This window comes from Brevundimonas vesicularis, assembly GCF_044807075.1.
Taxonomy (GTDB): domain Bacteria; phylum Pseudomonadota; class Alphaproteobacteria; order Caulobacterales; family Caulobacteraceae; genus Brevundimonas; species Brevundimonas vesicularis_G.
Window position 1 is genome coordinate 2,448,593 of the sequence record NZ_CP085234.1, and the last position, 21,590, is coordinate 2,470,182.

Consider the following 21,590-nt stretch of genomic DNA (forward strand, 5'->3'; position numbering starts at 1 on the left):
GACGCCGGCGTGGCGCAGGGCGTCATTGGCCGCCGCCTCGTCGCCCAGCGCCTGTTCGGCGCGGTAGAGGACGTAGTAGCTGTACGGGTCGTTCGGCCAATCCTTCAGCAGTTCGCCGATCTTGGCCTTGGCCCCCCCGCATCGCCGGACGCCAGCATGGCGGCGGCCAGGCTTCGGCGCGTCGGATACCAGATCATCGGCGGATCGCCGCCTTCGGGCGACATGGCCTGGATCGCCGCCGCCCGCCCATAGGCGGCGATGGCGGCGGGATAGTCCTGATCAATCATGGCCGCGCGGCCTTCCAGCACCTTCTGGAACAGTTCGGCGAAACCGGTCTGACGATCCGCCATCGGGCCGTTGAACGCCTTGTCCGCCAGCAGGGCGGCGATGGCCTGGGCCTCGACCCGAACCGCCGCCGAATCGCCGCGCCTTGCCGCAGCCTCGCCCCGCGCGTATCGCCAGCCGACCCGCATCAGCGGACGGCCCACGTCCGGCTCGGTCAGCGCCGCGACCTGGGCGTCCGAACCGAACCGGCCGTAAAGCGCATAGGCGTCGGCCGCCATCACCTGACGATAGACGACATAGCCGTCCTCGCCCGCCTCGAGCGGTCCCGCCAGCTGCGGATAGGTCGCCATATACCAGTCGGCCAACTCCAGCCCCCGCTCGGCCCCGCCCGCCATCAGGGCGCCGCCCATGCCGAAATGGATGTTGTGGGCATGCAGCCGCATGCCGCGAATGCCGCCGGGCGGCCCGACCAGTTGGTCGTAGCTCTTGTCCAGCGCCACGGCGTTGACGTTGGACATCATCGCGTCCTTGTAGCGCCCGACGCGATAGAAGGTGTGCGACGGCATGTGCACAAGATGGCTGGCCCCCGGCGCCAGTAGGGCCAGCCGCTCGCCATAGGCCAGCGCCCTGTGTGGATCGTCCGACCATTCGGTCAGGTGGATGTACAGGTGAATGGCGCCCGGATCGTTCGGCTTGACCGTCAGGGCGTGCTCCAGGATCGCCATGGCGCGGGTGACGGCCGGATCGGTCGCCTTGCCGTCCTTGTCCCACCATTCGCCCTCGGGCTGGAGCATCCAGGCGTCGGCGGTGATCGAGGCGATCGATACGTCGTCGGCATGACGCTTTGCGATCCGGTCCATGGCGCGGGCGTAACGCACGGCGCGGGACTTCTCCTTGCCGGAATAGCGCTGGATCAGGGCGTCGATCATCTGGCGCTGCATCGGCGTGGCGTCGCGGGCCAGACGCCGCGCCTCACGTGCGACGCGCAGGCCTGTGGCGATCGATTCGGGATCGCCGCCGCCGCCATTCAGGTTCGGCCCGATCGCCCAGGCCTCGCCCCAGGCGCACATGCCGCACAACGGGTCCAACTGCCTCGCCTTCCTGAACGCCCGCACCGATTCCGAGTGCTCGAACGCCCAGCGCAGTCGCACCCCGTGGTCGAACCAGGCCTGGGCTTCCGGGTTCTTCGTATCGACCGCGAAACCCTCGTCGCCGAAGCCTGGGGCCATGACCATGTCGCGTGTCGGCTGGACATCGCCGACCGCCCCGACCCGGCCGCAGACCTGCGGATTGGTGATCAGGGCCAACGTCCCCGCCGTTGCTGTGGCGTCAGCGACCGCCACGGGCGCAATCAGACAGGCGACCGAAACCGTCGCGACCCACAGACTCTTGCGCATCTTCGCCCCTCTCCCTCTGGCGACCAGTGTGCGCTCAAAAACGCCTAGCGCCAAATGCAGCTCGCGCAGGGGGCGGCGATCCCAACCATTGCCTAAACTTAATGGACGACGACCACGCAACGGCTTGTGCGACCGGCGTTCACTCGCCAAGCTTGACGTATGGAAACCGTCATCGACATTCGCGGCCTGACCAAGACCTACGGGACGGTAAAGGCCTTGGACGGCCTGACCTTGTCGATCCCGCGCGGCGGGGTCTACGGCATTCTGGGTCCCAATGGGGCGGGCAAATCGACGCTGTTTCGCACGCTGTTGGGCCTGATTCGGCCGACCGAGGGCGAGGCCACGGTGATGGGCGGTCGGATTGGCGATCCGACCTCGATGCGTCGTATGGGCTCGATGATCGAGACGCCGCGCTTTCCGCCGTTCATGACCGCCCGTCAGGTGCTGGAGTGGCTGGCCCGCGCCCATGGCGGCGTGTCCTCGGCCGAGATCGCTGACTGGCTGCAACGCGTCGGCCTGACCGAGGCGGCCAACCGCCGGGTGAAGGGCTTTTCGGTCGGCATGCTGCAACGCCTGGGGGTCGCCGCCGCCCTGATGACCAAGCCGGACCTGGTCATTCTGGATGAACCGACAAGCGGCATGGATCCGCCCGGCATCCAGGAGATGCGCGCCCTGATCCGCAGCCTGGCCGACCACGACGGCGTGACCGTCATCCTGGCCAGCCACCAGTTGCAGGAGGTCCAGCGCGTCTGCGACCGCGTCGCCATCTTCAACAAGGGCAAGGTGATCACCGAAGGCCGCGTCTCCGACCTGACCGCCTCGGGCGAGCGTCTGCGCCTGTCCGTCACGCCGTTGGCCAAGGCCATGTCCGTGCTGGGCGACCGCGCGATGCTTGAGGGCGACGCCCTTGTGGCCGCCGTGCCGCGCGCCGAAGCCGCCGCCGCCATCAAGGCTCTGGTCGAGGGCGGCGTCGATATCGAAGAGGCCCGCTGGATTGGCGCGGACCTGGAAGACGTCTTCATGAGCGAAACCGGCTGGACCGGCGTGCAGGAGCAAAACCGTGCTGGCTGACGCGATCCGTTCCGAAACCTACCGCCTGTCCAAGAACCGCACCGCTCTGTTCTGGAGCGTGCTGTTCATCCCCATCATGGGCGTGATCCTCGCCACTCTGGGCTTCGTGGTCGCCAAGGCCAACGAGGCCAAGCTGGCCGGCAAGCTGCCGCCCGAACTGATGAAGGGCGGACCGCTCGATCTGGGTTTGACCTTGGTCAAGAGCGCCAGCGACTTCGCTAATCCCGCGATCCTGATGTTCGTCCTGATCGGCGCGGCGACCATCTACGCCGGCGACTATCGCTGGGAAACCTGGCGGCTGATCAGCGCTCGCAACACCCGTCCCAACCTGCTGATTGGCAAGGTCGCGGTTGTGGGTCTGGTGATCGTGCTGGCGACCTTCGCCGCCCTGATCTCGGACGTGATCGCCAGTGTGATCCAGGCGGCGGTGTTCGGCCGGCCCCTCACCTTCTCGATGACCGGCGCGGCAGCCGCCGATTTCGGCCTGCTGACCCTGACCTCATGGGCGCGCATCCTGCAGTTCACCATGGTCGGCCTTGTGGCCGCCGTGGTGACCCGGTCGCTGCTGGCCGCCCTGTTCGCCCCGCTGGTGATCGGCGTGGCCCAGTTCTTCCTGCCCCAACTGCTGCTGCCGATGGGCGTGACGCCGGACGGCTGGCTTCTGCCGCTGCTGTCGCCGGGCATGGCCACCGACCTGCTGAAGGCCGCCATCGAGGGCGGCGCATCGGCGTCGCAACTGCCCGACCACGCCGTGCTGAAGGGCGTCCTCAGCCTGGCCATCTGGATCGGCGTCCCTTTCGCCGCCGCCGTCGCCTGGTTCAACCGCCAAGACCTGTCGAAGGAATAGGCGGCGACGGACTACGCGCGCCTTCCGCAACCAGCCAGTCGCGGAAGGCGTCCACCGCCGCATCCTTGCGGCCTTCTGGCCGCAGAAAGACGAACCGGGACGGCCGCTCGACAAAGCCGAACGGCGCGGCCAACCGGCCGGCCATTACGTCCGGCGCCACGAAAGCCCAGGGCGCAATCCCCACGCCCAATCCAGCGATCGCCGCCTCCACCAGCGAATGATTGTGCGCGAATTCTCGCTCCATCGCCGCCGGCGCCAGGGTCACGCCGGCCAGTTCAGCCCAAACCGACCAAGCTCGACGGAAGGTCGCCGAATGCAGCCGCGGCGCGCCAGTTAAGGCTTCCATCGTCTGCAGCTGGCCATCATGGATGGCGATCCGACAGGTCCCTGATGTTGAGCCAAAAAGGGTCGCGCATGGACCTGATACGGCTCCAGGATGCGGATGGCGCCGTCGAAGCGGTCGCGCCGATAATCGACAGGCGCATAGGATTCCGACAGCCTAACGCGCACGTCAGGATGCACCTCCAGAAATGACGGCAAGCGCGGGATCAGCCATTTCAAGGCGAAGGTGCCCAGACAGGAAATCTCGATCTCCCGCACCGCGCCCTGCCGCGCGGCCTCGACCGCATCCATGATCGCGCTAAACGCTGGCGTCAGGCCCTCGGCCAGCTTCGCCCCAGTCTCCGTCAACGTAAGCGCATGGCGTGGTCCCGTCACCAAAACCACTCCCAGCGAAGCCTGCAAGGCCGCGATCTGGCGGCTGACCGCCCCGTGGGTGACAGACAACTCGGCCGCTGCACGGGTCATGCTGCCATGCCGCGCGAACGCTTCGAAGGTTCGCAGCGCATTCAGCGGCGGCGGTGCGCGACCCCACATGTGACCTACCCTCACAGAGCTCAACCCGCTTAATCGATTTCGCTGTCGTCGCCTATCGGCTTCAAGCTTGGCGATGCCGCTTCCAAACCCACCGCCCAAACCACCCCGCCGCTCGCCTCGGGATCAAATCGCCTACCGCCTGTGCATTCTGCTCATCTGGATCATGGCGATCGCCGCCATTCTGGACGGCTAGAGCCGCTTCTCCATGAAGACGTCAGCGCGCGCATAGGGCGTGGGCCGTGGCGGCAGATGCAGAAAGCCGGCGCCTTCGTACAAGGCGATCGCGGGCTGCAGGGCGCTGTTGGTTTCCAGATAGAGCCGGGCAGCGCCCGTTTCCCGCGCCGCCGCTTCGCAGGCGTCCAGCAGGCGTCGCGCCAGACCCAGGCCGCGCGCGGCGGGCGTGACGGTCATCTTGCAGACCTCCACCCCGTCGTCAGTCGGGACCATGGCGCAACAGCCCACCGCCTCACCATCCTTCTCAGCGATGAAGATGCGCCCGCCCTTGTCCAGGAATTCGCCCTGCGGATCATTGATCGCGACCTGATCCTTGCCCTCGATGGCGAACCCGCCCTCGACCAACCAGGCGGTGTTCAACTGCGCCCAGGCGGCGGCGTGATCGGGACGGAAATCGACGATGGCGCCAGTCATTCACCCCTCATGTCCGGTTTCCACGCAAAGCAAAAGGGCGGTCGGATCGCTCCGACCGCCCTTCCGGCGTTTGGTCAAACGACCAAATCTTAGTCTTCGTCGTTGCCTTCGAAGGCAAGGACCGGACCGGAGTCCTTGCCCTTGGCTTCGACGTCGCGATCGACGAACTCGATGACGGCCATCGGGGCGTTGTCGCCGTGGCGGAAGCCGGCCTTCATGATGCGGATATAGCCGCCGTTACGCTCGCTGTAGCGCGGGCCAAGCGTTTCGAACAGCTTGCCGACTTGCGGCACGTCCCGAACCTGGCTGATGGCCTGACGACGCGCGTGCAGGTCGCCCTTCTTGGCGAGGGTGACCAGCTTCTCGACGAAGGGACGCAGTTCCTTCGCCTTGGGCAGGGTCGTGGTGATCTGCTCGTGCTTGATCAGCGAGGCGGCCATGTTGGCGAACATGGCGGTGCGGTGGCTGCTCGTGCGACCGAGTTTACGATGGGCGGCGCCGTGGCGCATCTGGGTCTCTCCTACTCCGGAACCGGTATCCTCAATCGGACCTGGAACCGTAATCTTCTAACCGCCCCGACATTCTCCCGAAGGAGACGGGCGGAGGGTTGAACTTAGATCTGGTCGTCGAACTTCTTGGCCAGATCTTCGATGTTTTCGGGCGGCCAGTTCGGCACGTCCATGCCGAGGCTGAGGCCCATCGTCGTGAGAACTTCCTTGATCTCGTTCAACGACTTGCGGCCGAAGTTCGGGGTGCGAAGCATTTCGCCCTCGGTCTTCTGGATCAGGTCGCCGATGTAGACGATGTTGTCGTTCTTCAGGCAGTTGGCCGAACGAACCGACAGTTCCAGCTCGTCCACCTTCTTCAGCAGCGCCGGGTTGAAGGGCAGGTCGGGCTTGCCGTCCGACTGCTCGACAGCCTTCTTGGGCTCTTCGAAGGTGATGAAGATCTGGAGCTGGTCCTGCAGGATGCGCGCGGCATAGGCCACAGCGTCAACCGGCGTGACCGCACCGTTGGTTTCGACTTCCAGCAACAGCTTGTCGTAGTCGAGCGACTGACCCTGACGGGTCGGCTCAACGCGGTAAGCCACCTTCTTGACCGGCGAATACAGGGCGTCGACGGCGATCAGGCCGATCGGCGCATCTTCCGGACGGTTCAGCTCGGCGGCGACATAGCCCTTGCCGTTCTGGACGGTCAGTTCCATGCGCACCGATGCGCCGTCGTCCAGCGTGCAGATGACGTGGTCGGGGTTCAGAACCTCGATGTCCGCCGGCACGTCGATCTGGCCGGCCGTCACCGGACCGGGGCCCGTGGCACGCAGAGTCATGCGCTTGGGGCCTTCGGCGTGCATGCGCAGCGCCAGTTGCTTGATGTTCAGGACGATGTCGACCACGTCTTCGCGCACGCCTTCCAGCGACGAGAATTCATGAACGACGCCGTCGATCTGGATGGCCGTGACGGCCGCGCCTTGCAGCGAGGACAGCAGAACGCGACGGAGCGCGTTGCCGAGCGTCACACCGAAGCCACGCTCGAGGGGTTCGGCCACCAGGCGCGCCTTGCGCTGGGCGTCGGAACCGATCTCGATCTGCGGCTTCTCGGGACGGATCAGCTCTTGCCAGTTTCTTTCGATCATTTTGTCCCTCGAACGGGTTTCGCCTGCTCCGGCCTTGTCGACGAGGCCATGATGGAGCGGACGGAGATTGGGGGTGCCTTAGAACGCTATCGCTTAGACGCGACGACGCTTGGGCGGACGGCAACCGTTGTGCGGCATCGGCGTGACGTCGCGGATCGTCGTGATCGTCAGACCGACCGACTGCAGCGCGCGCAGGGCCGACTCACGGCCGGAGCCCGGACCCGAAACGTTTACTTCCAGCGTCTTCACGCCGTGTTCCTGGGCCTTCTTGCCAGCGTCTTCCGCAGCCATCTGAGCGGCGTAAGGGGTCGACTTACGCGAACCCTTGAAGCCCATGTGACCCGCCGAAGACCACGAGATCGCGTTGCCCTGGGCATCCGTGATCGTGATCATGGTGTTGTTGAACGAAGCATTCACGTGGGCGACGCCCGAGGTGATGTTCTTGCGCTCGCGCTTCTTTACGCGACCCGGTTCCTTGGCCATGTGTCTGTCTTACTTCTTCTTGCCGGCGATCGGCTTGGCGGGACCCTTGCGGGTGCGGGCGTTCGTGTGGGTGCGCTGGCCGCGGACCGGCAGGCCCTTGCGGTGACGCAGGCCGCGATAGCAGGCCAGGTCCATCAGACGCTTGATGTTCATCGACGTCTCGCGACGAAGGTCGCCCTCGACGGTGTGATCCTTGTCGATCGTTTCGCGGATCGACAGGACTTCGGCGTCCGTCAGCTGGTTCACCCGGCGAGCGGGCTCGATGCCCACCTTCTCGGTGATGTCCTTGGCGGCGGCGGGGCCGATGCCATGGATATACTGAAGCGCGATCTCTACGCGCTTGTTGGTCGGGATGTTGACGCCAGCAATACGGGCCACGAAATTCTCCAGATACGCGTTAGTCAGACGCAACAAACGCTCCGGTTAACAAACCAGGAGCGTGGCGCCCTTCGCGGGAAGGCGCCCTTATACAGATGATTCACCGGGCGTCAACATCCGCTCCCGCGCGGCGCCGCTTCAGCGCGGCGGACGGCCGAAATCGACGCCGACCGTGACCCGCTGGCCCTCCACTGGCCGACCGTCTTCCGTCGGCGGCTGGAAGCGGAAATAGCCGGAGACCTGCAAGCCGGCCGCGCCGAAGCCCAGGCCGGGGGGCGTCTCTTGAACGACGCGGCAACCGTCCAGCCGGCTGTCGAGGCGAATGATGCAGGACAGTTCGACGCGGCCGTAACGGCTGCGGGCGCCTAGCGGGTGGTTGGCGCGAATCTGGCCGATGGTGGGACCGGTGACCAGACGCGGTCCAGTCGAGCCGCTGCCGGGGCCAGATCCAGAGCCGACGCCGGATCCGCTGCCTGTCCCCTGCCCGCCCTGGCCGAAGCCGGGTTGCGGCGACGGCGACGGTGCGATGCCGACGACGGGCGCAGGCTCCGGCGCCTTGACAGGCGGGGCGGGAACTTCGCGGGGGCGTTCCTTGGGCGGAGGCGGCGGCGTGTGAATGACGGATGGCGCAGCGGGGGCGCCGCCGCCGGTCTCGGGCGCCGGGGGTTCGTTGGAAGTCGGCGGCGGCGGGTCGTAGAGCACGACCTCGAACGGCGGTGGCTCGACCACAGGAGTCGGCGCCGGCCCCCTCACCTGTCCCAGCCACAGGAACAGGCCAATTTCCGCGACAGCGACGGCGACGAATATGCCCGCCATGCGCCAGCGACGCAGGCGGGTCTTCTCAGGTTTTGGGTCGTCTAATTCGGTCATCAGGCGATCAACGCCCGAAAACGCAAATCAGGCCAGGGCCTCGTCGATCGCTTTGGCGACAGACTCGATCGAGCCCATGCCGTCAGCTTCGGTCAGCTTGCCTTGGGCTTCATAGTAGGGAAGCAGCGGCGCGGTGTTGCGGTTGTAGGCCTCGAGCCGGACCTTGAACGATTCCGGATTGTCGTCCGGACGACCCTGTTCCGCGAAGCGCTTGGCGATCCGTTCGGTCAGGGCGGCGTCGTCAACCTTCAGGCGGACGACGGCGTCGATCTGAACACCGCGCTTGGCCAGCATCTCGTCCAGCGCCTCGGCCTGGGCCACGGTGCGCGGGAAGCCGTCGAAGATGGCGCCGCCAGCAGCCTCAGCCTCCGTCAGACGATCTTCGATCAGGGCGATGACGATCTCGTCGGTGACCAGATCGCCGCGCGCCAGCACGTCCTTGACCTTGAGCCCCAGCTCCGAGCCCGAGGCGATGGCCGCGCGCAGCATGTCGCCGGTGGAGAGCTGGACCATGCCCTTCTCTTCCACCAGCCGCTTGGCCTGGGTCCCCTTGCCCGCCGCCGGCGGTCCGAACAGGATCAAGTTCATGCTTCAGCCCTCCCCTGGGCGTCTGACAACCTAAGACTTAGCGGCGAACGGGCGTGGGAGCGCCGCGACCGCCACGACCACGCAGCTTGGCCTTCTTGATCAGGCCTTCGTACTGGTGCGCCAGCAGTTGGGACTGGATCTGGGCCACAGTGTCCATGGTGACCGAGACGACGATCAAGATAGACGTTCCGCCAAAGTACAGGCTGTTGCCGAACTGGCTGACGATGAACTCCGGCAGCAGGCAGACCGCGGTGATGTAGGCGGCGCCGATCACGGTCAGGCGGGTCAGAACATAGTCCAGATATTCTGCAGTCCGCTTGCCGGGACGGATGCCCGGCAGGAAGCCGCCGTATTTGCGCAGGTTCTCGGCCGTGTCCTCGGGATTGAAGGTGATCGAGGTGTAGAAGAAGCAGAAGAAGACGATCAGGGCGGCGTACAGCGCCATGAACAGCGGCTGGCCGTGCGTCAGCTGCGCCGTCACCAGCGGCAGCCAGCTCATCCAGCTGGGCAGGTCGGCGTTGGCCGTCATCGTCGCAACCGTCGTCGGCAGCATCAGCAGCGACGAGGCGAAGATCGGCGGGATCACACCGGCGGTGTTGACCTTCAGCGGCAGGAACGAACGCTCGCCGCCAGCCATGCGGTTGCCTTCCTGGCGCTTCGGATACTGGATCAGAAGACGGCGCTGGGCGCGTTCCATGAAGACGATGAAGACCACGGTGGCCACGGCCAGGATAGCGATGAACAGCAGGGCGAAAGCCGACATCTGACCTTGTTGGGCCAGGCCCAGCAGCCGGGCGATGGTGGACGGCAGAACGGCCACGATACCGGCGAAGATGATCAGCGAGATGCCGTTGCCGACGCCGCGCGCCGTCACCTGCTCACCCAGCCACATCAGGAACATGGTGCCGCCGGTCAGGGTCACGACCGTCGAGATGATGAAGAAGATGCCGGGGTTGTCGACCAGGCCGGCCGTGCTGTTCAGGCCCGCCGCAATGCCGAAGGACTGCGCCAGCGCCAGGAACACCGTCAGATAGCGGGTGTACTGGTTCAGCTGCTTGCGGCCGCTTTCGCCGCCTTCCTTCTTCAGCTTCTCCCAGGGCGGATACACCGTGCCCATCAGCTGCACGATGATCGAGGCCGAGATGTAGGGCATCACGTTCAGGGCGAAGATGGCCATACGCTCGACCGCGCCACCCGAGAACATGTTGAACATGTCCAGGATGCCGCGCTGACCGTCCGGGTTCTGGAAGAACTGCAGGAAGGCCTGCGAGTTGATGCCCGGGATCGGCACATAGGTGCCGATGCGATAGACCAGAAGCGCGCCCAGCGTGAACAGCAGGCGTTTATGCAGCTCGGTCGCTTTCGCGAACGAGCCCATGTTCATATTGGCGGCGAGTTGTTCTGCGGCCGAAGCCATTATGCGTCCCCACGACTGATTGAGTCGTCAGATAGGCGGAAAGCGGCCCTCATGCGAGGGCCGCTTCCGTTCTTTCGTCGTCGCAGATGTAATCAGGTCACGACCTAATCGCCGCGACGACGCGTGACTTAGGCTTTGGCGGCGGTGCGCTTGGTGCGGGCCGAGATCTTGTTCTCGTCGCCGCGCGGCGCCTTGGCGGCCGGAGCCTTGCCCTTGGCGGCGTTGCGCTTCTCGACGCGCGCAGCGGCCTTGGCTTCAGCTTCGATGCGTTGCTCGACGACCGAGCCGCCAGCGGCTTCAATAGCCTTCTTGGCGCCGGCGGTGGCCGACCAGACGACCAGGTTCAGCGCTTGCTTCAGTTCGCCGGTGCCCAGCAGACGCACGCCGTCCTTGACGCGACGGATCACGCCGGCGGCGACCAGGGCGTCGCCCTTCAGTTCCGACTTGGCGTCCAGCTTGCCGGCGTCGACGGCGTCTTGCAGGCGCCACAGGTTCACTTCAGCCAGCTTCAGAGCATTGGCGTTGTTGAAGCCGCGCTTGGGCATACGCATGTACAGCGGCATTTGGCCGCCTTCGAAGCCGCCGATGGCGACGCCCGAACGCGACTTCTGACCCTTAACGCCACGGCCAGCGGTCTTGCCCTTGCCCGAACCGGGGCCACGGCCGACGCGCATGCGCTTCTTGTGGGCGCCTTCGTTGTCGCGGATTTCGTTCAGTTTCATGTGCCTGATCCTTTCGGGTGCTAGCGCCCGGACATCGTCCGGACTCGGCTTGGAAAAAATGAAGGGCCGCTGATAAGCGACCCCTTGGGTATTCGCAAGTGCAGAAACGCCCTCCCCCGGGTTCGGGAGAGGGCGAAACGGCTTACTTCTCGACGATCTCGGTCAGGTGGGCGACCTTGGCGATCATCCCACGAACCGAAGGCGTGTCTTCCAGCGTCGATTCACGACCCAGGCGGTTCAAACCCAGGCCCACCAGAGTGGCACGCTGGTCGCTCTTGCGGCGGATCGGCGAACCGGTCTGCTTGACGGTGAGGGTTTTCTTCTCAGCCATGACTTAGGACTCCACGGCTTCAGGCGCCGAGGCGCCGTCGTTGCGGCGGCCCATCAGATCCGCGACCTTCTTGCCGCGCTTGGACGCGACCTGGCGGGGCGAGGACTGGACCTTCAGCGCTTCAAACGTCGCGCGGATCATGTTGTAGGGGTTCGACGAACCGGTCGACTTGCCCACGACGTCCTGGACGCCGAGGGTTTCGAGCACGGCGCGCATCGGACCGCCCGCGATGACGCCGGTCCCGGGAGGGGCGGCGCGCATCATGATCTTGCCGGCGCCCCAACGGCCGTTGCCGTCGTGGTGCAGGGTGCGGTTCTCGCGCAGCGGAACGCGGATCATCGTCTTCTTGGCTTCTTCGGTCGCCTTGCGGATGGCTTCCGGCACTTCGCGCGCCTTGCCGTGACCGAAGCCGACGCGACCCTTGCCGTCGCCGACGACCATCAGGGCTGCGAAGCTGAAGCGACGGCCGCCTTTGACGGTGGCGGCGACGCGGTTGATGTGCACCAGCTTCTCGACGATGTCGGAATCCGGACCATCAGCAGCGGGACCGTTGCGGTTGTCACGACGGTTGCGATCGTTGCCGCCGCCGCCGCGTTGGGGTTGTTGCGCCATCTGTCGCGTCCCTTAGAAGTTCAGGCCGGCTTCACGCGCGGCTTCCGCCAGCGCCTTCACCCGTCCATGATAGATGTACTCGCCACGGTCGAAGACGACGTCCTTGACGCCCTTCTCGATGGCGCGTTCGGCGATCAGCTTGCCGATCGCGGCGGCCGCAGCCGTGTCCGAACCGCGCTTGCCCTTGCCGCCTTCCAGCGACGAGGCAGCCACGACGGTCACGCCCTGGGCGTCGTCGATGATCTGGGCCGAGATGTTCTTGTCCGAACGATAGACCGACAGGCGCAGACGACCGTTGGCGACAGCCTTCAGGCGGCGACGCGTGCGCTCCGAGCGACGCTTGGCTTGTTGTCGAAGAGAAAGAGCCATGACTTACTTCTTCTTGCCTTCCTTGCGACGGACGGTCTCGCCCGCATAACGGACGCCCTTGCCCTTGTAGGGCTCCGGCGGACGCAGCTTGCGGATGACCGCGGCGATCTGACCGACGGCTTGCTTGTCAGCGCCCGAGATCTTGATCTCGGTCTGCTTCGGCACGGCGAAGCTGACGCCCGACGGCGGAGCGATGTCGACTTCGTGCGAGAAGCCGAGTTGCAGCGACAGGGCGTCGCCCTTCATCGCGGCGCGGTAACCCACGCCGACCAGCTCCAGCGACTTCTCGAAGCCCGAGGTGACGCCCGTGACCATATTGTCGACCAGGGTGCGCGACAGACCCCACATCGCGCGAGCGCGAGGCGTGTCCGAACGCGGGGTCAGCGAAACTTCGTCGCCTTCCTGCTTGACTTCGATCTCGTCGGCGACGGTCCAGGCGCGTTCGCCCTTGGGTCCCTTGACGGTGATGTTCTGGCCGTCGAGCGTGACAGTCACGCCCTTCGGCACGGCGATGGTTTTCTTGCCAATACGGGACATATCAGTAGACCCTGCAGAGGACTTCGCCGCCGACGTTAGCGTCGCGTGCGGAAGCGTCGGACATGACGCCCTTCGAAGTCGAGAGGATCGAGATGCCGAGGCCGTTCTTGACGGGCTTCAGATCGCCGATCGCCGAATAGACGCGGCGGCCCGGCTTGGACACGCGCGCGATCTCGGCGATGACGGGCTGACCGTCGAAGTACTTCAGCTCGATCTCGAACTGCGGAAACTCACCCGGGTTCTGAACCAGATTGTAGCCGCGGATGTAGCCTTCGTCCTGCAGCACGTCGAGGACGCGCTGGCGCAGACGGGAGGCCGGGGTCAGCACCTTGGAACGCTTGCGGGTCGCCGCGTTCTTGATGCGAGCGATCATGTCGCTCAGGGGATCGTTGATCATCATGTCTGTTCGCTCCCCTTACCAGCTGGACTTCGTCAGGCCGGGAATCTGGCCCAGGTTGCCCAGTTCACGCAGCGCAATCCGGCTCATCTTGAGCTTGCGGTAGAACGCCCGCGGACGACCCGTCACTTCGCAGCGGTTGCGAATGCGGCTCGGCGCGGAGTTGCGCGGCAGGGCGGCCAGTTGCAGGCGCGCCTCGAAGCGCTCCTCCAGCGGCAGGTTTTCGTCGTTGGCGGTCGCCTTCAGGGCGGCCCGCTTCGCGGCATACTTCGCAACCAGGGCCTTGACGGCTTCGTTGCGGTTTACGGCGCTTTTCTTAGCCATTGTGCTCTTCCCTTCCCGCTCAGTTCTTCACGAACGGGAACTTGAACTCGGTGAGGAGAGCCTTGGCTTCCTCATCGGTCTTGGCCGTGGTGCAGACGACAATGTCCATGCCCCACATCTGATCGATCTGGTCGTAGTTGATCTCCGGGAACACGATGTGCTCCTTCAGACCGGTGGCGTAGTTGCCGCGACCGTCGAAGGACGTGCCCTTCAGACCCCGGAAATCCTTCACGCGCGGCAGCGCGATCGTGATGAACCGGTCCAGGAACTCGTACATCTGGTCGCCGCGCAGGGTGACCTTGCCGCCGATGACCATGCCTTCGCGCAGCTTGAAGCCGGCGATGGAGTTACGGGCCTTGGTGGCGACGGCCTTCTGACCGGCGATGGCGGTCAGATCCTTGAGGGCGGTGTTCGCCTTCTTGGAGTCTGCGACGGCTTCGCCGATGCCCATGTTCAGGACAATCTTGTCCAGCTTGGGCACCTGCATTTCGTTCGTGTAGCCGAACTTTTCCTTCATCACCTGGCGGATGCGAGCGTGATACTCGTCCTTGAGGCGCGGGGTGTACTTCTCGGTAGCCATCAGATGACGTCTCCCGTCGTCTTGGCAATGCGGACCTTCTTGTCCCCATCGATCTTGAAGCCGACGCGGGTCGCCTTGCCGTTGGCGTCGGCGATCGCGACGTTCGACAGGTGAAGCGAGGCTTCCTTGTTCTTGATGCCGCCCTGCGGGTCAGCCTGGCTCGGGCGCGTGTGGCGCTGAACCATGTTGACGCCTTCGACGAGGACGCGGTTTTCGGTGGGCAGGACCTTCAGCACGGCGCCCGTGCGGCCCTTGTCCTTGCCGGTGAGGACGACGACGCGGTCGCCCTTCTTGATCTTGGCGGCCATGTTACAGGACCTCCGGAGCCAGCGAGATGATCTTCATGTGGTTCTTGGCGCGCAGTTCGCGAGGAACCGGGCCGAAGATCCGCGTGCCGACAGGCTCGTTCTGCTTGTTGACGATGACGGCGGCCGACTTGTCAAAGCGGATGACCGAGCCGTCCTTGCGTTGGATGTCCTTGGCGGTGCGCACGACGATGGCGCGAACGACGTCGCCCTTCTTCACACGGCCGCGCGGAATGGCTTCCTTCACGGAGGCGACGATTGTGTCGCCGATCGAGGCGTAGCGGCGCTTGGAGCCGCCCAACACCTTGATGCACATGACCCGGCGGGCGCCCGAATTATCGGCCACTTCCAGGTTAGTTTGCATCTGGATCATAAGATCAGATCCTTCTGATTACGAGGCGGAGGCGTTGGAAAGAACTTCCCAGCGCTTCAGTTTGGACTTGGGGGCGCACTCGACGATGCGAGCGATGTCGCCGACCTTGAGCGCGTTGGCTTCGTCGTGCGCGTGGTACTTCTTGGACGACCGAACGGTCTTCTTCAGAAGCGGGTGAAGCAGGGTGCGCTCCACCTTCACAACGACAGTCTTCTCGCCCTTGTCGGACACGACCACGCCTTCAAGAATTCGCTTGGGCATATTCGTTTCCTTACGAGGCCGCACGCTTCTCGCGCAGAAGCGTCGAGATGCGAGCGATGTCTTTGCGGACTTCACCAACGCGGTGAGTCTTTTCCATTTGGCCGGTGGCCGCCTGGAAGCGCAGGTTGAACTGTTCCTTCTTGAGCTTCAGCAGCTCGTCGGACAGTTGGTCGGTCGTTTGCGACCGCAGATCGGCGATCTTGGTCATTAGGCGGCAGCCTCCACATGCGCGACGCCGGCGTCGATACGGGTCACGACCTTGGTGCGGACCGGCAGCTTGGCCGCGCCGAGACGGAGTGCTTCGCGGGCGACATCGTCCGGCACGCCGTCGATTTCAAACAGGATACGGCCCGGGTGGCAACGCGCGGCCCAGTGGTCCACGGCGCCCTTGCCCTTACCCATCCGGACTTCGGCCGGCTTGCCCGTGACGGGCAGGTCGGGGAAGACGCGGATCCAGACGCGGCCCTGACGCTTCATCTGGCGAGTGATCGCGCGGCGAGCCGCTTCGATCTGACGCGCGGTGATGCGTTCCGGCTCCAGCGTCTTCAGGCCATACGACCCGAAGTTCAGCGAGAAACCGCCCTTGGCCGAGCCATGGATCCGGCCCTTGAAGGCCTTGCGGTATTTGGTCTTCTTCGGTTGCAACATGACTTAGTTCTCACGTCCCCGGTCGCGACGCGGACCGCGGTCGCCACGGGGGCCGCCGCGTTCGCGGCCTTCGTTCGAGGACGGACCCGAAGCTTCCTGGGCCCAACGCTTGTCCTGCGCCATGGGATCGTGCTCCAGCACTTCACCCTTAAAGACCCAGACCTTCACGCCGATGATGCCGTAGGTCGTCTTGGCTTCGTAGAAGCCATAGTCGATGTCGGCGCGCAGCGTGTGAAGCGGCACGCGACCTTCGCGGTACCATTCCATACGAGCGATTTCGGCGCCGCCCAGACGACCCGAGACATTCATACGAATGCCCTTGGCGCCCAGACGCATGGCCGACTGCATCGAACGCTTCATGGCGCGACGGAAGGCCACGCGGCGCTCGAGCTGCTGCGCGATGTTCTCGGCGATCAACTGCGCATCGGTTTCCGGCTTGCGGACTTCGATGATGTTCAGGTGAACTTCACCCTCGGTGCGCGCCGAGATGTCCTTGCGGAGCTTCTCGATGTCAGCGCCCTTCTTGCCGATCACGACGCCCGGACGGGCGGCGTAGATGGTGATGCGGCACTTCTTGTGCGGGCGCTCGATGATGATGCGCGACACGCCGGCGGCGGCCAGGCGTTCCCGCAGCCACTCGCGCAGCTTCAGGTCCTGGTGCAGCAGGCGGGAATAGTCGGCGCCGGCGGCGAACCAGCGGCTGTCCCACGTGCGGTTCACGCCGAGGCGCAGACCGACCGGATTGATTTTCTGTCCCATCAGGCGGCCTCGCCGGCTTCACGGACCACGATGGTGATCTCGCTGAACGGTTTCAGGATGCGCGACGAACGGCCGCGAGCACGGCTCGCGAAACGCTTCATCACCAGGTTCTTGCCCACGAAGGCCTCGGCGACGACCAGATTGTCGATATCGAGGTTGTGGTTGTTCTCGGCGTTCGAGATCGCCGAATACAGGACCTTGCGGACGTCGCCGGCGATGCGCTTACGGCTGAATTCCAGCTCGTTCAGCGCCTTCTGGACCGGCATGCCGCGGATCGAAGCGGCGACCAGGTTCAGCTTCTGCGGGCTGATGCGCACGTTGACCAGCTTGGCGCGGGCCTCGGTCGGGGCGACCCGACGCTCGTTTTTTGTCTGGGCCATCGGTTACTTCCTTTTGGCCTTCTTGTCCGCCGCGTGACCCGGGAAGTTCCGGGTCGGGGCGAACTCGCCGAGCTTCATGCCGACCATCTCTTCCGAGACCGACACGGGCACGTGCTTCTGACCGTTATGGACGCCGAACGTCAGACCGACGAACTGCGGCAGGATGGTGGAGCGGCGCGACCAGGTCTTGATCACGTCCTTGCGGCCCGACGATTGAACGGCGTCGGCCTTCTTGAGCAGATACCCGTCGACAAACGGGCCTTTCCAGGAGGAGCGGGCCATTCTTAGCGAGCCTTCTTAACGTGGCGGGTACGGATGATGTACTTGTCCGTAGCCTTGTTCTTGCGGGTACGAGTGCCCTTGGTGTCCTTACCCCACGGCGTGACGGGGGTGCGACCACCAGAGGTCCGGCCTTCACCACCACCATGCGGGTGGTCGATCGGGTTCATGGCGACGCCGCGAACGTGCGGACGCCAGCCCATGTGACGCTTGCGACCGGCCTTGCCCAGGTTCTGGTTCATGTGGTCGGGGTTCGAAACCGCGCCCACCGTGGCGATGCAGCCGTCCAGAACCATGCGCAGCTCGCCCGAGCCGAGACGGATCTGGGCGTAGCCCTGATCGCGGCCGACCAGCTGGGCGTAGGCGCCGGCCGAACGGGCCAGCTGAGCGCCCTTGCCCGGCTTCATTTCGATGTTGTGGATGATCGTACCCACCGGCATCGAACGAAGCGGCATGGCGTTACCCGGCTTCACGTCGGTCTTTTCGCCTGCGACGATCGTGTCGCCCGCCTTAAGGCGTTGCGGCGCGATGATGTAGGTCTTCTCGCCGTCGGCATAGGTGACCAGGGCGATGAAGGCCGTGCGGTTCGGATCGTATTCCAGACGCTCGACCGTGCCGACCATGTCCCACTTGCGACGCTTGAAGTCGATCTTGCGGTACAGGGTCTTGGCGCCGCCGCCACGGAAGCGGACCGCGATGCGACCGCCCTGCCCGCGTCCGCCCGACTTGGTCAGGCCTTCGGTCAGCGACTTTTCCGGACGGCCCTTGTGGAGTTCCGAACGGTCGACCAGCACGAGGGCGCGACGGCCCGGCGAAGTCGGATTGTAGGTTTTCAAGGCCATCTGATCAGAGCCCCGTGGTGACGTCGATCGACTGGCCGTCGGCCAGCGTCACGATCGCTTTTTTGATGTCGACGCGACGACCCAGGATGCCCCGGAAGCGCTTGGTCTTGCCCTTTTGAACCAGGGTGTTGACCTTGACGACGTTGACTTTGAACAGGCTTTCGACCGCAGCGGCGATCTCGTCCTTGGACGCCGTGTCGGCGACGCGGAAGACGACCTTGTTCTGCTCGGACAGGATCGTGGCCTTTTCGGTGATCACCGGGGCCAGGATGGTGTCGTAGTGCTTGGCGGTAGGTTGAGCGGCCATTACGCGGCTTCCTTATCGCTGAAGCGGGCTTCGATGGCCTCGATGGCGGCCTTCGTCAGCACCAGCTTGTCAGCCCGCAGGATGTCATAGACGTTCAGGCCGGCGTTCGGCAGCACGTCGATGTGCGGGATGTTGCGTGCGGCCAGGCCGAAGTTCGTGTCGACTTCGGGACCCGCGATGATGAGCGCCTTGGTCCAGCCCAGCTTGCCGAGCGTTTCGCGCAGCGAAGCGGTCTTGACTTCCTTGACCGAGACGGTGTCGACCACGATCAGGTCGCCCGACTTGGCCTTGGAGGACAGGGCGTGACGCAGAGCCAGGGCGCGGATTTTCTTCGGCAGCGAGAAGCCGTGATCGCGAACGATCGGGCCGAAGGCGCGCGAACCGCCGACGAACTGCGGTGCACGGCGCGAACCGTGACGAGCGCCGCCGGTGCCCTTTTGCTTGTACATCTTCTTACCCGTACGAGAGTTCTCGTTGCGGGTTTGAACCTTGTGCGTACCGGCGCGGCGCTTGGCCAGTTGCCAGTTGACGGTGCGGGCCAGGATGTCGCCGCGGATGTCGGAGATGCCGAAGACGGCGTCCGACAGTTCCACGTCGCCAGCAGCCTTGCCGTCGAGTTGGATAACAGAGAGTTTCATTACGCTTCACCGCCTTCGGTCGCTTCGACGGGGGCTTCTTCAGCCGGGGTCGAGGCGGGTTGAGCAGCAGACTTGCTCGACTTCAGCGCGCCGGGGAACGGAGCGTCGGCCGGGCGAGCCTTCTTGATGGCGTCGCGAACCTTGACGTAGCTGCCGTCATGACCGGGGACAGCGCCCTTGATCAGGATCAGGCCACGCTCGGCGTCCACGCGGACGACGGTCAGGTTCTGGGTGGTGACGGTTTCGGCGCCGTAGTGGCCGGCCATCTTCTTGCCGGGGAACGTGCGACCCGGGTCCTGACGGTTACCCGTCGAACCGTGCGAACGGTGCGAGACCGAAACGCCGTGGGTGGCGCGAAGACCGCCGAAGTTCCAGCGCTTCATGGCGCCGGCGAAACCTTTACCGATGGTCTCGCCCTGGATGTCGACCTTCTGGCCCACCAGGAAGTGTTCGGCCGACAGTTCGGCGCCCACGTCCAGCAAACCGTCCGCATCGACGCGGAACTCGGTCACATAGGCTTTCGGTTCGACTTCCGCCTTGGCGAAGGTCTCGCGTTGAGCCTTGTTGGTGTTCTTAGCCTTCTTCGTGCCAGCGCCCAGCTGGAGAGCGACGTAGCCGTCACGCTCCTGGGTACGTTGGCCGACGACTTGGCAGCCGTCGAGCTGCAGCACAGTGACCGGTACGTGCGCGCCGTCATCGGCGAACACGCGGGTCATGCCCAGCTTCTTGGCGATCACGCCCGTGCGCATCGGATCCCGCCTCTTTCTACTTTAAATCTTGATCTCGACGTCCACGCCGGCGGACAGGTCGAGCTTCATGAGCGCGTCCACGGTCTGCGGGGTGGGGTCGACGATGTCGAGCACGCGTTTGTGCGTGCGGATTTCAAACTGCTCACGCGACTTCTTATCGACGTGCGGAGAGCGGTTCACGGTGAACTTCTCGATCAGGGTCGGCAGCGGAATCGGACCGCGAACGGTCGCGCCGGTGCGCTTGGCGGTATTAACGATCTCGCGCGTCGAAAAATCGAGGACGCGGTGATCAAAGGCCTTGAGCCTGATGCGGATGCTTTGATCCATATCGGTGCTTACTTCCAATGCGGTCGGAGGACCGCGTCCCTGTGAACCATTTCAAAGACCGAAGGCCTTCGGGCAAAAAGCCCTCAGGGAACGCAAATCCGCAAAAACGATCGGCCCACGCAGTTGCCCGCGAAGGCCGTTGATATCCCAAGAAGCTGCAAAGAACAGTGACTTAGGTCGTTCTTGCGAACCGCGTTTGCAGCGAACTGCACAGCCGGTCCAACAAGAGTGGTGGCTTATGCCTATCGATTCTGATTTCGTCAAGCGCGCAAACCCGGGCTGACACAGGATTTCGACGCGGTCTTCGCCGAGGGCTTCGCACGGCACGACGAGACGTTCGGCGGTGACGTCGGCGGCGTTGGACGCCTCTTTATAGTGCATGAGCGCGACTGGGACGCGCGGTTAACGACTTGCCCCACAGATCGCCAAGTCGTGACACATTCTGGCCGCAACGCGTGGCTGTTGCGCAACAACCTTGCCACCTCAGGTCAATCGAACGTCGGTTTATTGCTCCGCTTCGTTTTAGGCTGATAGCAGCGCCCCTCCCCGGACCCCCATCCGGGTGCAGACTGCTAAGGACAAAAGAAAAATGAAGACGATCCTCCTCGCCACGGCCGCCGCCGCCCTGTTCGCCGCCCCGGCCTTCGCCCAAGACGCCATCGGTTCGGTCGGCGTGACCTATTCCAACCCGTCGATCGAAGTCGCCGGCGACGACGTCGACGCCGACGTCTGGACCGTTGACGGCTCGGTCGCCTTGCCGGCCCAGGACTGGACCGTGACCCTGAACGGCGCGATCGACTACACCAAGGCCTTTGGCGAAGAAGACGTCACCGGCGCCGCCGCTGCTCACCTGACCAAGATGTGGTCCTCCGACGTTCGCGCCGGCGCCTTCGTCGCCGCCAACGGCATCGGCAGCGGCAATGAGCCGATCTGGACCGTGGGCGCTGAAGCGCAGAAGTATCTGTCGAACGCCACCCTGACCGGCCAAGTCGCCTATACGACTGCCGACAATGTGGACGCCGACATCTGGACCGTCGGCGCCGACGCCGCCTTCTACGTCATGCCGAACCTGCGCCTGAACGCCGGCGTCGCCTACAACAACGTCGACTTCTCGGGCGGCGACACCGACGCCTGGACCTATGGCGTGGGCGCCGAATACGAGTTCGAGAACACCCCGTTCTCGCTGGGCGCCGCCTATACCCGCGCCGACATCGATTCGCTGGACGTCGACACCTGGTCGGTCGGCCTGCGCTATTCGTTCGGCGGCGGTCTGCAAGCGCGTGACCGCGCCGGCGCCAACCTGGGCGTCTCGGCCATCTCCAGCGTCCTGAACGTCTTCTAAGCGTCTCGGACCTGA

General features: G+C 64.7%; 33 protein-coding genes and 1 pseudogene. 3 read left to right on the top strand and 31 right to left on the bottom strand.

The window, feature by feature from the left end:
• Window positions 1–104 precede the first annotated feature (104 nt).
• A complete protein-coding gene (locus LG306_RS12280) occupies window positions 105–1,682 on the bottom strand; it encodes a hypothetical protein (RefSeq protein ID WP_404414919.1) in 1,578 nt (525 codons plus the stop codon).
• Window positions 1,683–1,841: 159 nt separating this feature from the next.
• Between LG306_RS12280 and LG306_RS12285 the strand changes: the two genes are divergently transcribed.
• Both LG306_RS12285 and LG306_RS12290 read left to right on the top strand, forming a co-directional pair.
• A complete protein-coding gene (locus LG306_RS12285; RefSeq protein ID WP_404414921.1) occupies window positions 1,842–2,753 on the top strand; it encodes an ABC transporter ATP-binding protein in 912 nt (303 codons plus the stop codon).
• Complete coding sequence (locus LG306_RS12290; protein WP_404414924.1) at window positions 2,743–3,600, top strand: ABC transporter permease subunit; 858 nt, start codon at window positions 2,743–2,745, stop codon at window positions 3,598–3,600. The genes LG306_RS12285 and LG306_RS12290 overlap by 11 nt, the downstream gene beginning before the upstream one ends.
• Here the strand turns inward: LG306_RS12290 and LG306_RS12295 are convergent.
• The 30 genes and pseudogenes from LG306_RS12295 to rpsJ all read right to left on the bottom strand — a co-directional run bounded on the left by LG306_RS12295 (window position 3,572) and on the right by rpsJ (window position 20,233).
• Window positions 3,572–4,476 (bottom strand): annotated as a pseudogene (locus tag LG306_RS12295) (LysR substrate-binding domain-containing protein). The gene LG306_RS12290 and the pseudogene LG306_RS12295 overlap by 29 nt on opposite strands.
• Window positions 4,477–4,665: 189 nt before the next feature.
• Window positions 4,666–5,124, bottom strand: coding sequence for a GNAT family N-acetyltransferase (locus tag LG306_RS12300; RefSeq protein ID WP_404414927.1), 459 nt, complete (start codon window positions 5,122–5,124; stop codon window positions 4,666–4,668).
• Window positions 5,125–5,213: 89 nt separating this feature from the next.
• Window positions 5,214–5,633 (bottom strand): 50S ribosomal protein L17, encoded by a 420-nt coding sequence (gene rplQ / locus LG306_RS12305; RefSeq protein ID WP_055804627.1) that lies wholly within the window; start codon window positions 5,631–5,633, stop codon window positions 5,214–5,216.
• 104 nt (window positions 5,634–5,737) lie between these two features.
• Window positions 5,738–6,757, bottom strand: coding sequence for a DNA-directed RNA polymerase subunit alpha (locus LG306_RS12310; RefSeq protein WP_017506040.1), 1,020 nt, complete (start codon window positions 6,755–6,757; stop codon window positions 5,738–5,740).
• A gap of 93 nt (window positions 6,758–6,850) precedes the next feature.
• Window positions 6,851–7,240, bottom strand: coding sequence for a 30S ribosomal protein S11 (gene rpsK, locus LG306_RS12315; RefSeq protein ID WP_013268944.1), 390 nt, complete (start codon window positions 7,238–7,240; stop codon window positions 6,851–6,853).
• 9 nt (window positions 7,241–7,249) lie between these two features.
• A complete protein-coding gene (rpsM, locus tag LG306_RS12320) occupies window positions 7,250–7,618 on the bottom strand; it encodes a 30S ribosomal protein S13 (RefSeq protein ID WP_026108555.1) in 369 nt (122 codons plus the stop codon).
• Window positions 7,619–7,756: 138 nt separating this feature from the next.
• Entirely contained in the window at window positions 7,757–8,488 is a 732-nt protein-coding gene (locus LG306_RS12325) for an energy transducer TonB (protein ID WP_404414933.1), read from the bottom strand.
• Window positions 8,489–8,515: 27 nt separating this feature from the next.
• On the bottom strand, window positions 8,516–9,076 hold the full coding sequence (locus LG306_RS12330; RefSeq protein ID WP_017506042.1) for an adenylate kinase: 561 nt from the start codon (window positions 9,074–9,076) through the stop codon (window positions 8,516–8,518).
• A 37-nt stretch (window positions 9,077–9,113) separates the two neighbouring features.
• Window positions 9,114–10,493: a preprotein translocase subunit SecY gene (secY, locus tag LG306_RS12335; protein WP_017506043.1), complete on the bottom strand. Its 1,380-nt coding sequence runs from the start codon at window positions 10,491–10,493 to the stop codon at window positions 9,114–9,116.
• A gap of 128 nt (window positions 10,494–10,621) precedes the next feature.
• A complete protein-coding gene (gene rplO, locus LG306_RS12340; RefSeq protein ID WP_017506044.1) occupies window positions 10,622–11,215 on the bottom strand; it encodes a 50S ribosomal protein L15 in 594 nt (197 codons plus the stop codon).
• 142 nt (window positions 11,216–11,357) lie between these two features.
• Window positions 11,358–11,546 (bottom strand): 50S ribosomal protein L30, encoded by a 189-nt coding sequence (gene rpmD / locus LG306_RS12345; protein WP_017506045.1) that lies wholly within the window; start codon window positions 11,544–11,546, stop codon window positions 11,358–11,360.
• A 3-nt stretch (window positions 11,547–11,549) separates the two neighbouring features.
• Window positions 11,550–12,158 (bottom strand): 30S ribosomal protein S5, encoded by a 609-nt coding sequence (gene rpsE, locus LG306_RS12350; protein WP_055753395.1) that lies wholly within the window; start codon window positions 12,156–12,158, stop codon window positions 11,550–11,552.
• Between the two features lie 12 nt (window positions 12,159–12,170).
• Entirely contained in the window at window positions 12,171–12,527 is a 357-nt protein-coding gene (gene rplR, locus LG306_RS12355) for a 50S ribosomal protein L18 (protein WP_008259637.1), read from the bottom strand.
• Window positions 12,528–12,530: 3 nt separating this feature from the next.
• The gene (gene rplF, locus LG306_RS12360; RefSeq protein WP_039248561.1) at window positions 12,531–13,064 is read right to left on the bottom strand and encodes a 50S ribosomal protein L6; all 534 of its coding nucleotides are present in this window, start codon (window positions 13,062–13,064) and stop codon (window positions 12,531–12,533) included.
• A 1-nt stretch (window position 13,065) separates the two neighbouring features.
• Window positions 13,066–13,464, bottom strand: a complete 399-nt coding sequence (rpsH, locus tag LG306_RS12365) for a 30S ribosomal protein S8 (RefSeq protein WP_008262310.1) — start codon at window positions 13,462–13,464, stop codon at window positions 13,066–13,068.
• Window positions 13,465–13,479: 15 nt separating this feature from the next.
• A complete protein-coding gene (gene rpsN, locus LG306_RS12370; RefSeq protein WP_017506048.1) occupies window positions 13,480–13,785 on the bottom strand; it encodes a 30S ribosomal protein S14 in 306 nt (101 codons plus the stop codon).
• 19 nt (window positions 13,786–13,804) lie between these two features.
• Window positions 13,805–14,365: a 50S ribosomal protein L5 gene (gene rplE / locus LG306_RS12375; protein ID WP_017506049.1), complete on the bottom strand. Its 561-nt coding sequence runs from the start codon at window positions 14,363–14,365 to the stop codon at window positions 13,805–13,807.
• Window positions 14,365–14,673 (bottom strand): 50S ribosomal protein L24, encoded by a 309-nt coding sequence (gene rplX / locus LG306_RS12380; RefSeq protein ID WP_017506050.1) that lies wholly within the window; start codon window positions 14,671–14,673, stop codon window positions 14,365–14,367. Before rplX ends, rplE begins: the two co-directional genes overlap by 1 nt.
• 1 nt (window position 14,674) lies before the next feature.
• Window positions 14,675–15,043, bottom strand: coding sequence for a 50S ribosomal protein L14 (gene rplN, locus LG306_RS12385; RefSeq protein WP_003164378.1), 369 nt, complete (start codon window positions 15,041–15,043; stop codon window positions 14,675–14,677).
• An 18-nt stretch (window positions 15,044–15,061) separates the two neighbouring features.
• Window positions 15,062–15,304, bottom strand: a complete 243-nt coding sequence (gene rpsQ, locus LG306_RS12390) for a 30S ribosomal protein S17 (RefSeq protein ID WP_017506051.1) — start codon at window positions 15,302–15,304, stop codon at window positions 15,062–15,064.
• A 10-nt stretch (window positions 15,305–15,314) separates the two neighbouring features.
• Window positions 15,315–15,512 (bottom strand): 50S ribosomal protein L29, encoded by a 198-nt coding sequence (gene rpmC, locus LG306_RS12395; RefSeq protein WP_008263673.1) that lies wholly within the window; start codon window positions 15,510–15,512, stop codon window positions 15,315–15,317.
• Window positions 15,512–15,952 (bottom strand): 50S ribosomal protein L16, encoded by a 441-nt coding sequence (gene rplP / locus LG306_RS12400; RefSeq protein WP_017506052.1) that lies wholly within the window; start codon window positions 15,950–15,952, stop codon window positions 15,512–15,514. The genes rpmC and rplP overlap by 1 nt, the downstream gene beginning before the upstream one ends.
• A 3-nt stretch (window positions 15,953–15,955) precedes the next feature.
• Entirely contained in the window at window positions 15,956–16,711 is a 756-nt protein-coding gene (rpsC, locus tag LG306_RS12405; RefSeq protein WP_017506053.1) for a 30S ribosomal protein S3, read from the bottom strand.
• Window positions 16,711–17,091 carry a 50S ribosomal protein L22 gene (gene rplV / locus LG306_RS12410; protein ID WP_017506054.1) on the bottom strand — a complete coding sequence of 127 codons (381 nt, stop codon included), beginning with the start codon at window positions 17,089–17,091 and terminating at the stop codon, window positions 16,711–16,713. The genes rpsC and rplV overlap by 1 nt, the downstream gene beginning before the upstream one ends.
• A 3-nt stretch (window positions 17,092–17,094) precedes the next feature.
• Window positions 17,095–17,373 (bottom strand): 30S ribosomal protein S19, encoded by a 279-nt coding sequence (gene rpsS, locus LG306_RS12415; protein WP_017506055.1) that lies wholly within the window; start codon window positions 17,371–17,373, stop codon window positions 17,095–17,097.
• A 2-nt stretch (window positions 17,374–17,375) separates the two neighbouring features.
• Entirely contained in the window at window positions 17,376–18,212 is an 837-nt protein-coding gene (rplB, locus tag LG306_RS12420) for a 50S ribosomal protein L2 (RefSeq protein WP_017506056.1), read from the bottom strand.
• Window positions 18,213–18,216: 4 nt separating this feature from the next.
• Window positions 18,217–18,519 (bottom strand): 50S ribosomal protein L23, encoded by a 303-nt coding sequence (locus LG306_RS12425; RefSeq protein WP_017506057.1) that lies wholly within the window; start codon window positions 18,517–18,519, stop codon window positions 18,217–18,219.
• Window positions 18,519–19,157 carry a 50S ribosomal protein L4 gene (gene rplD / locus LG306_RS12430; protein ID WP_404414947.1) on the bottom strand — a complete coding sequence of 213 codons (639 nt, stop codon included), beginning with the start codon at window positions 19,155–19,157 and terminating at the stop codon, window positions 18,519–18,521. The genes LG306_RS12425 and rplD overlap by 1 nt, the downstream gene beginning before the upstream one ends.
• On the bottom strand, window positions 19,157–19,906 hold the full coding sequence (gene rplC, locus LG306_RS12435) for a 50S ribosomal protein L3 (RefSeq protein ID WP_039248546.1): 750 nt from the start codon (window positions 19,904–19,906) through the stop codon (window positions 19,157–19,159). The genes rplD and rplC overlap by 1 nt, the downstream gene beginning before the upstream one ends.
• Window positions 19,907–19,927: 21 nt before the next feature.
• A complete protein-coding gene (gene rpsJ, locus LG306_RS12440; RefSeq protein WP_003164367.1) occupies window positions 19,928–20,233 on the bottom strand; it encodes a 30S ribosomal protein S10 in 306 nt (101 codons plus the stop codon).
• 589 nt (window positions 20,234–20,822) lie between these two features.
• Here rpsJ and LG306_RS12445 point away from each other — a divergent pair.
• Window positions 20,823–21,575 (top strand): porin, encoded by a 753-nt coding sequence (locus tag LG306_RS12445; protein ID WP_066551211.1) that lies wholly within the window; start codon window positions 20,823–20,825, stop codon window positions 21,573–21,575.
• Window positions 21,576–21,590: the final 15 nt, after the last annotated feature.

Coding starts and splice junctions, on each gene's coding strand:
- LG306_RS12280 (WP_404414919.1), bottom strand. CDS start 1,682: ATGCGCAAGAGTCTGTGGGTCGCGACGGTTTCGGTCGCCTGTCTGATT.
- LG306_RS12285 (WP_404414921.1), top strand. CDS start 1,842: ATGGAAACCGTCATCGACATTCGCGGCCTGACCAAGACCTACGGGACG.
- LG306_RS12300 (WP_404414927.1), bottom strand. CDS start 5,124: ATGACTGGCGCCATCGTCGATTTCCGTCCCGATCACGCCGCCGCCTGG.
- rplQ (WP_055804627.1), bottom strand. CDS start 5,633: ATGCGCCACGGCGCCGCCCATCGTAAACTCGGTCGCACGAGCAGCCAC.
- LG306_RS12310 (WP_017506040.1), bottom strand. CDS start 6,757: ATGATCGAAAGAAACTGGCAAGAGCTGATCCGTCCCGAGAAGCCGCAG.
- rpsK (WP_013268944.1), bottom strand. CDS start 7,240: ATGGCCAAGGAACCGGGTCGCGTAAAGAAGCGCGAGCGCAAGAACATC.
- LG306_RS12325 (WP_404414933.1), bottom strand. CDS start 8,488: ATGACCGAATTAGACGACCCAAAACCTGAGAAGACCCGCCTGCGTCGC.
- LG306_RS12330 (WP_017506042.1), bottom strand. CDS start 9,076: ATGAACTTGATCCTGTTCGGACCGCCGGCGGCGGGCAAGGGGACCCAG.
- secY (WP_017506043.1), bottom strand. CDS start 10,493: ATGGCTTCGGCCGCAGAACAACTCGCCGCCAATATGAACATGGGCTCG.
- rplO (WP_017506044.1), bottom strand. CDS start 11,215: ATGAAACTGAACGAAATCCGCGACAACGAAGGCGCCCACAAGAAGCGC.
- rpmD (WP_017506045.1), bottom strand. CDS start 11,546: ATGGCTGAGAAGAAAACCCTCACCGTCAAGCAGACCGGTTCGCCGATC.
- rpsE (WP_055753395.1), bottom strand. CDS start 12,158: ATGGCGCAACAACCCCAACGCGGCGGCGGCGGCAACGATCGCAACCGT.
- rplR (WP_008259637.1), bottom strand. CDS start 12,527: ATGGCTCTTTCTCTTCGACAACAAGCCAAGCGTCGCTCGGAGCGCACG.
- rplF (WP_039248561.1), bottom strand. CDS start 13,064: ATGTCCCGTATTGGCAAGAAAACCATCGCCGTGCCGAAGGGCGTGACT.
- rpsH (WP_008262310.1), bottom strand. CDS start 13,464: ATGATGATCAACGATCCCCTGAGCGACATGATCGCTCGCATCAAGAAC.
- rpsN (WP_017506048.1), bottom strand. CDS start 13,785: ATGGCTAAGAAAAGCGCCGTAAACCGCAACGAAGCCGTCAAGGCCCTG.
- rplE (WP_017506049.1), bottom strand. CDS start 14,365: ATGGCTACCGAGAAGTACACCCCGCGCCTCAAGGACGAGTATCACGCT.
- rplX (WP_017506050.1), bottom strand. CDS start 14,673: ATGGCCGCCAAGATCAAGAAGGGCGACCGCGTCGTCGTCCTCACCGGC.
- rplN (WP_003164378.1), bottom strand. CDS start 15,043: ATGATCCAGATGCAAACTAACCTGGAAGTGGCCGATAATTCGGGCGCC.
- rpsQ (WP_017506051.1), bottom strand. CDS start 15,304: ATGCCCAAGCGAATTCTTGAAGGCGTGGTCGTGTCCGACAAGGGCGAG.
- rpmC (WP_008263673.1), bottom strand. CDS start 15,512: ATGACCAAGATCGCCGATCTGCGGTCGCAAACGACCGACCAACTGTCC.
- rplP (WP_017506052.1), bottom strand. CDS start 15,952: ATGTTGCAACCGAAGAAGACCAAATACCGCAAGGCCTTCAAGGGCCGG.
- rpsC (WP_017506053.1), bottom strand. CDS start 16,711: ATGGGACAGAAAATCAATCCGGTCGGTCTGCGCCTCGGCGTGAACCGC.
- rplV (WP_017506054.1), bottom strand. CDS start 17,091: ATGGCCCAGACAAAAAACGAGCGTCGGGTCGCCCCGACCGAGGCCCGC.
- rpsS (WP_017506055.1), bottom strand. CDS start 17,373: ATGGCCCGCTCCTCCTGGAAAGGCCCGTTTGTCGACGGGTATCTGCTC.
- rplB (WP_017506056.1), bottom strand. CDS start 18,212: ATGGCCTTGAAAACCTACAATCCGACTTCGCCGGGCCGTCGCGCCCTC.
- LG306_RS12425 (WP_017506057.1), bottom strand. CDS start 18,519: ATGGCCGCTCAACCTACCGCCAAGCACTACGACACCATCCTGGCCCCG.
- rplD (WP_404414947.1), bottom strand. CDS start 19,157: ATGAAACTCTCTGTTATCCAACTCGACGGCAAGGCTGCTGGCGACGTG.
- rplC (WP_039248546.1), bottom strand. CDS start 19,906: ATGCGCACGGGCGTGATCGCCAAGAAGCTGGGCATGACCCGCGTGTTC.
- rpsJ (WP_003164367.1), bottom strand. CDS start 20,233: ATGGATCAAAGCATCCGCATCAGGCTCAAGGCCTTTGATCACCGCGTC.
- LG306_RS12445 (WP_066551211.1), top strand. CDS start 20,823: ATGAAGACGATCCTCCTCGCCACGGCCGCCGCCGCCCTGTTCGCCGCC.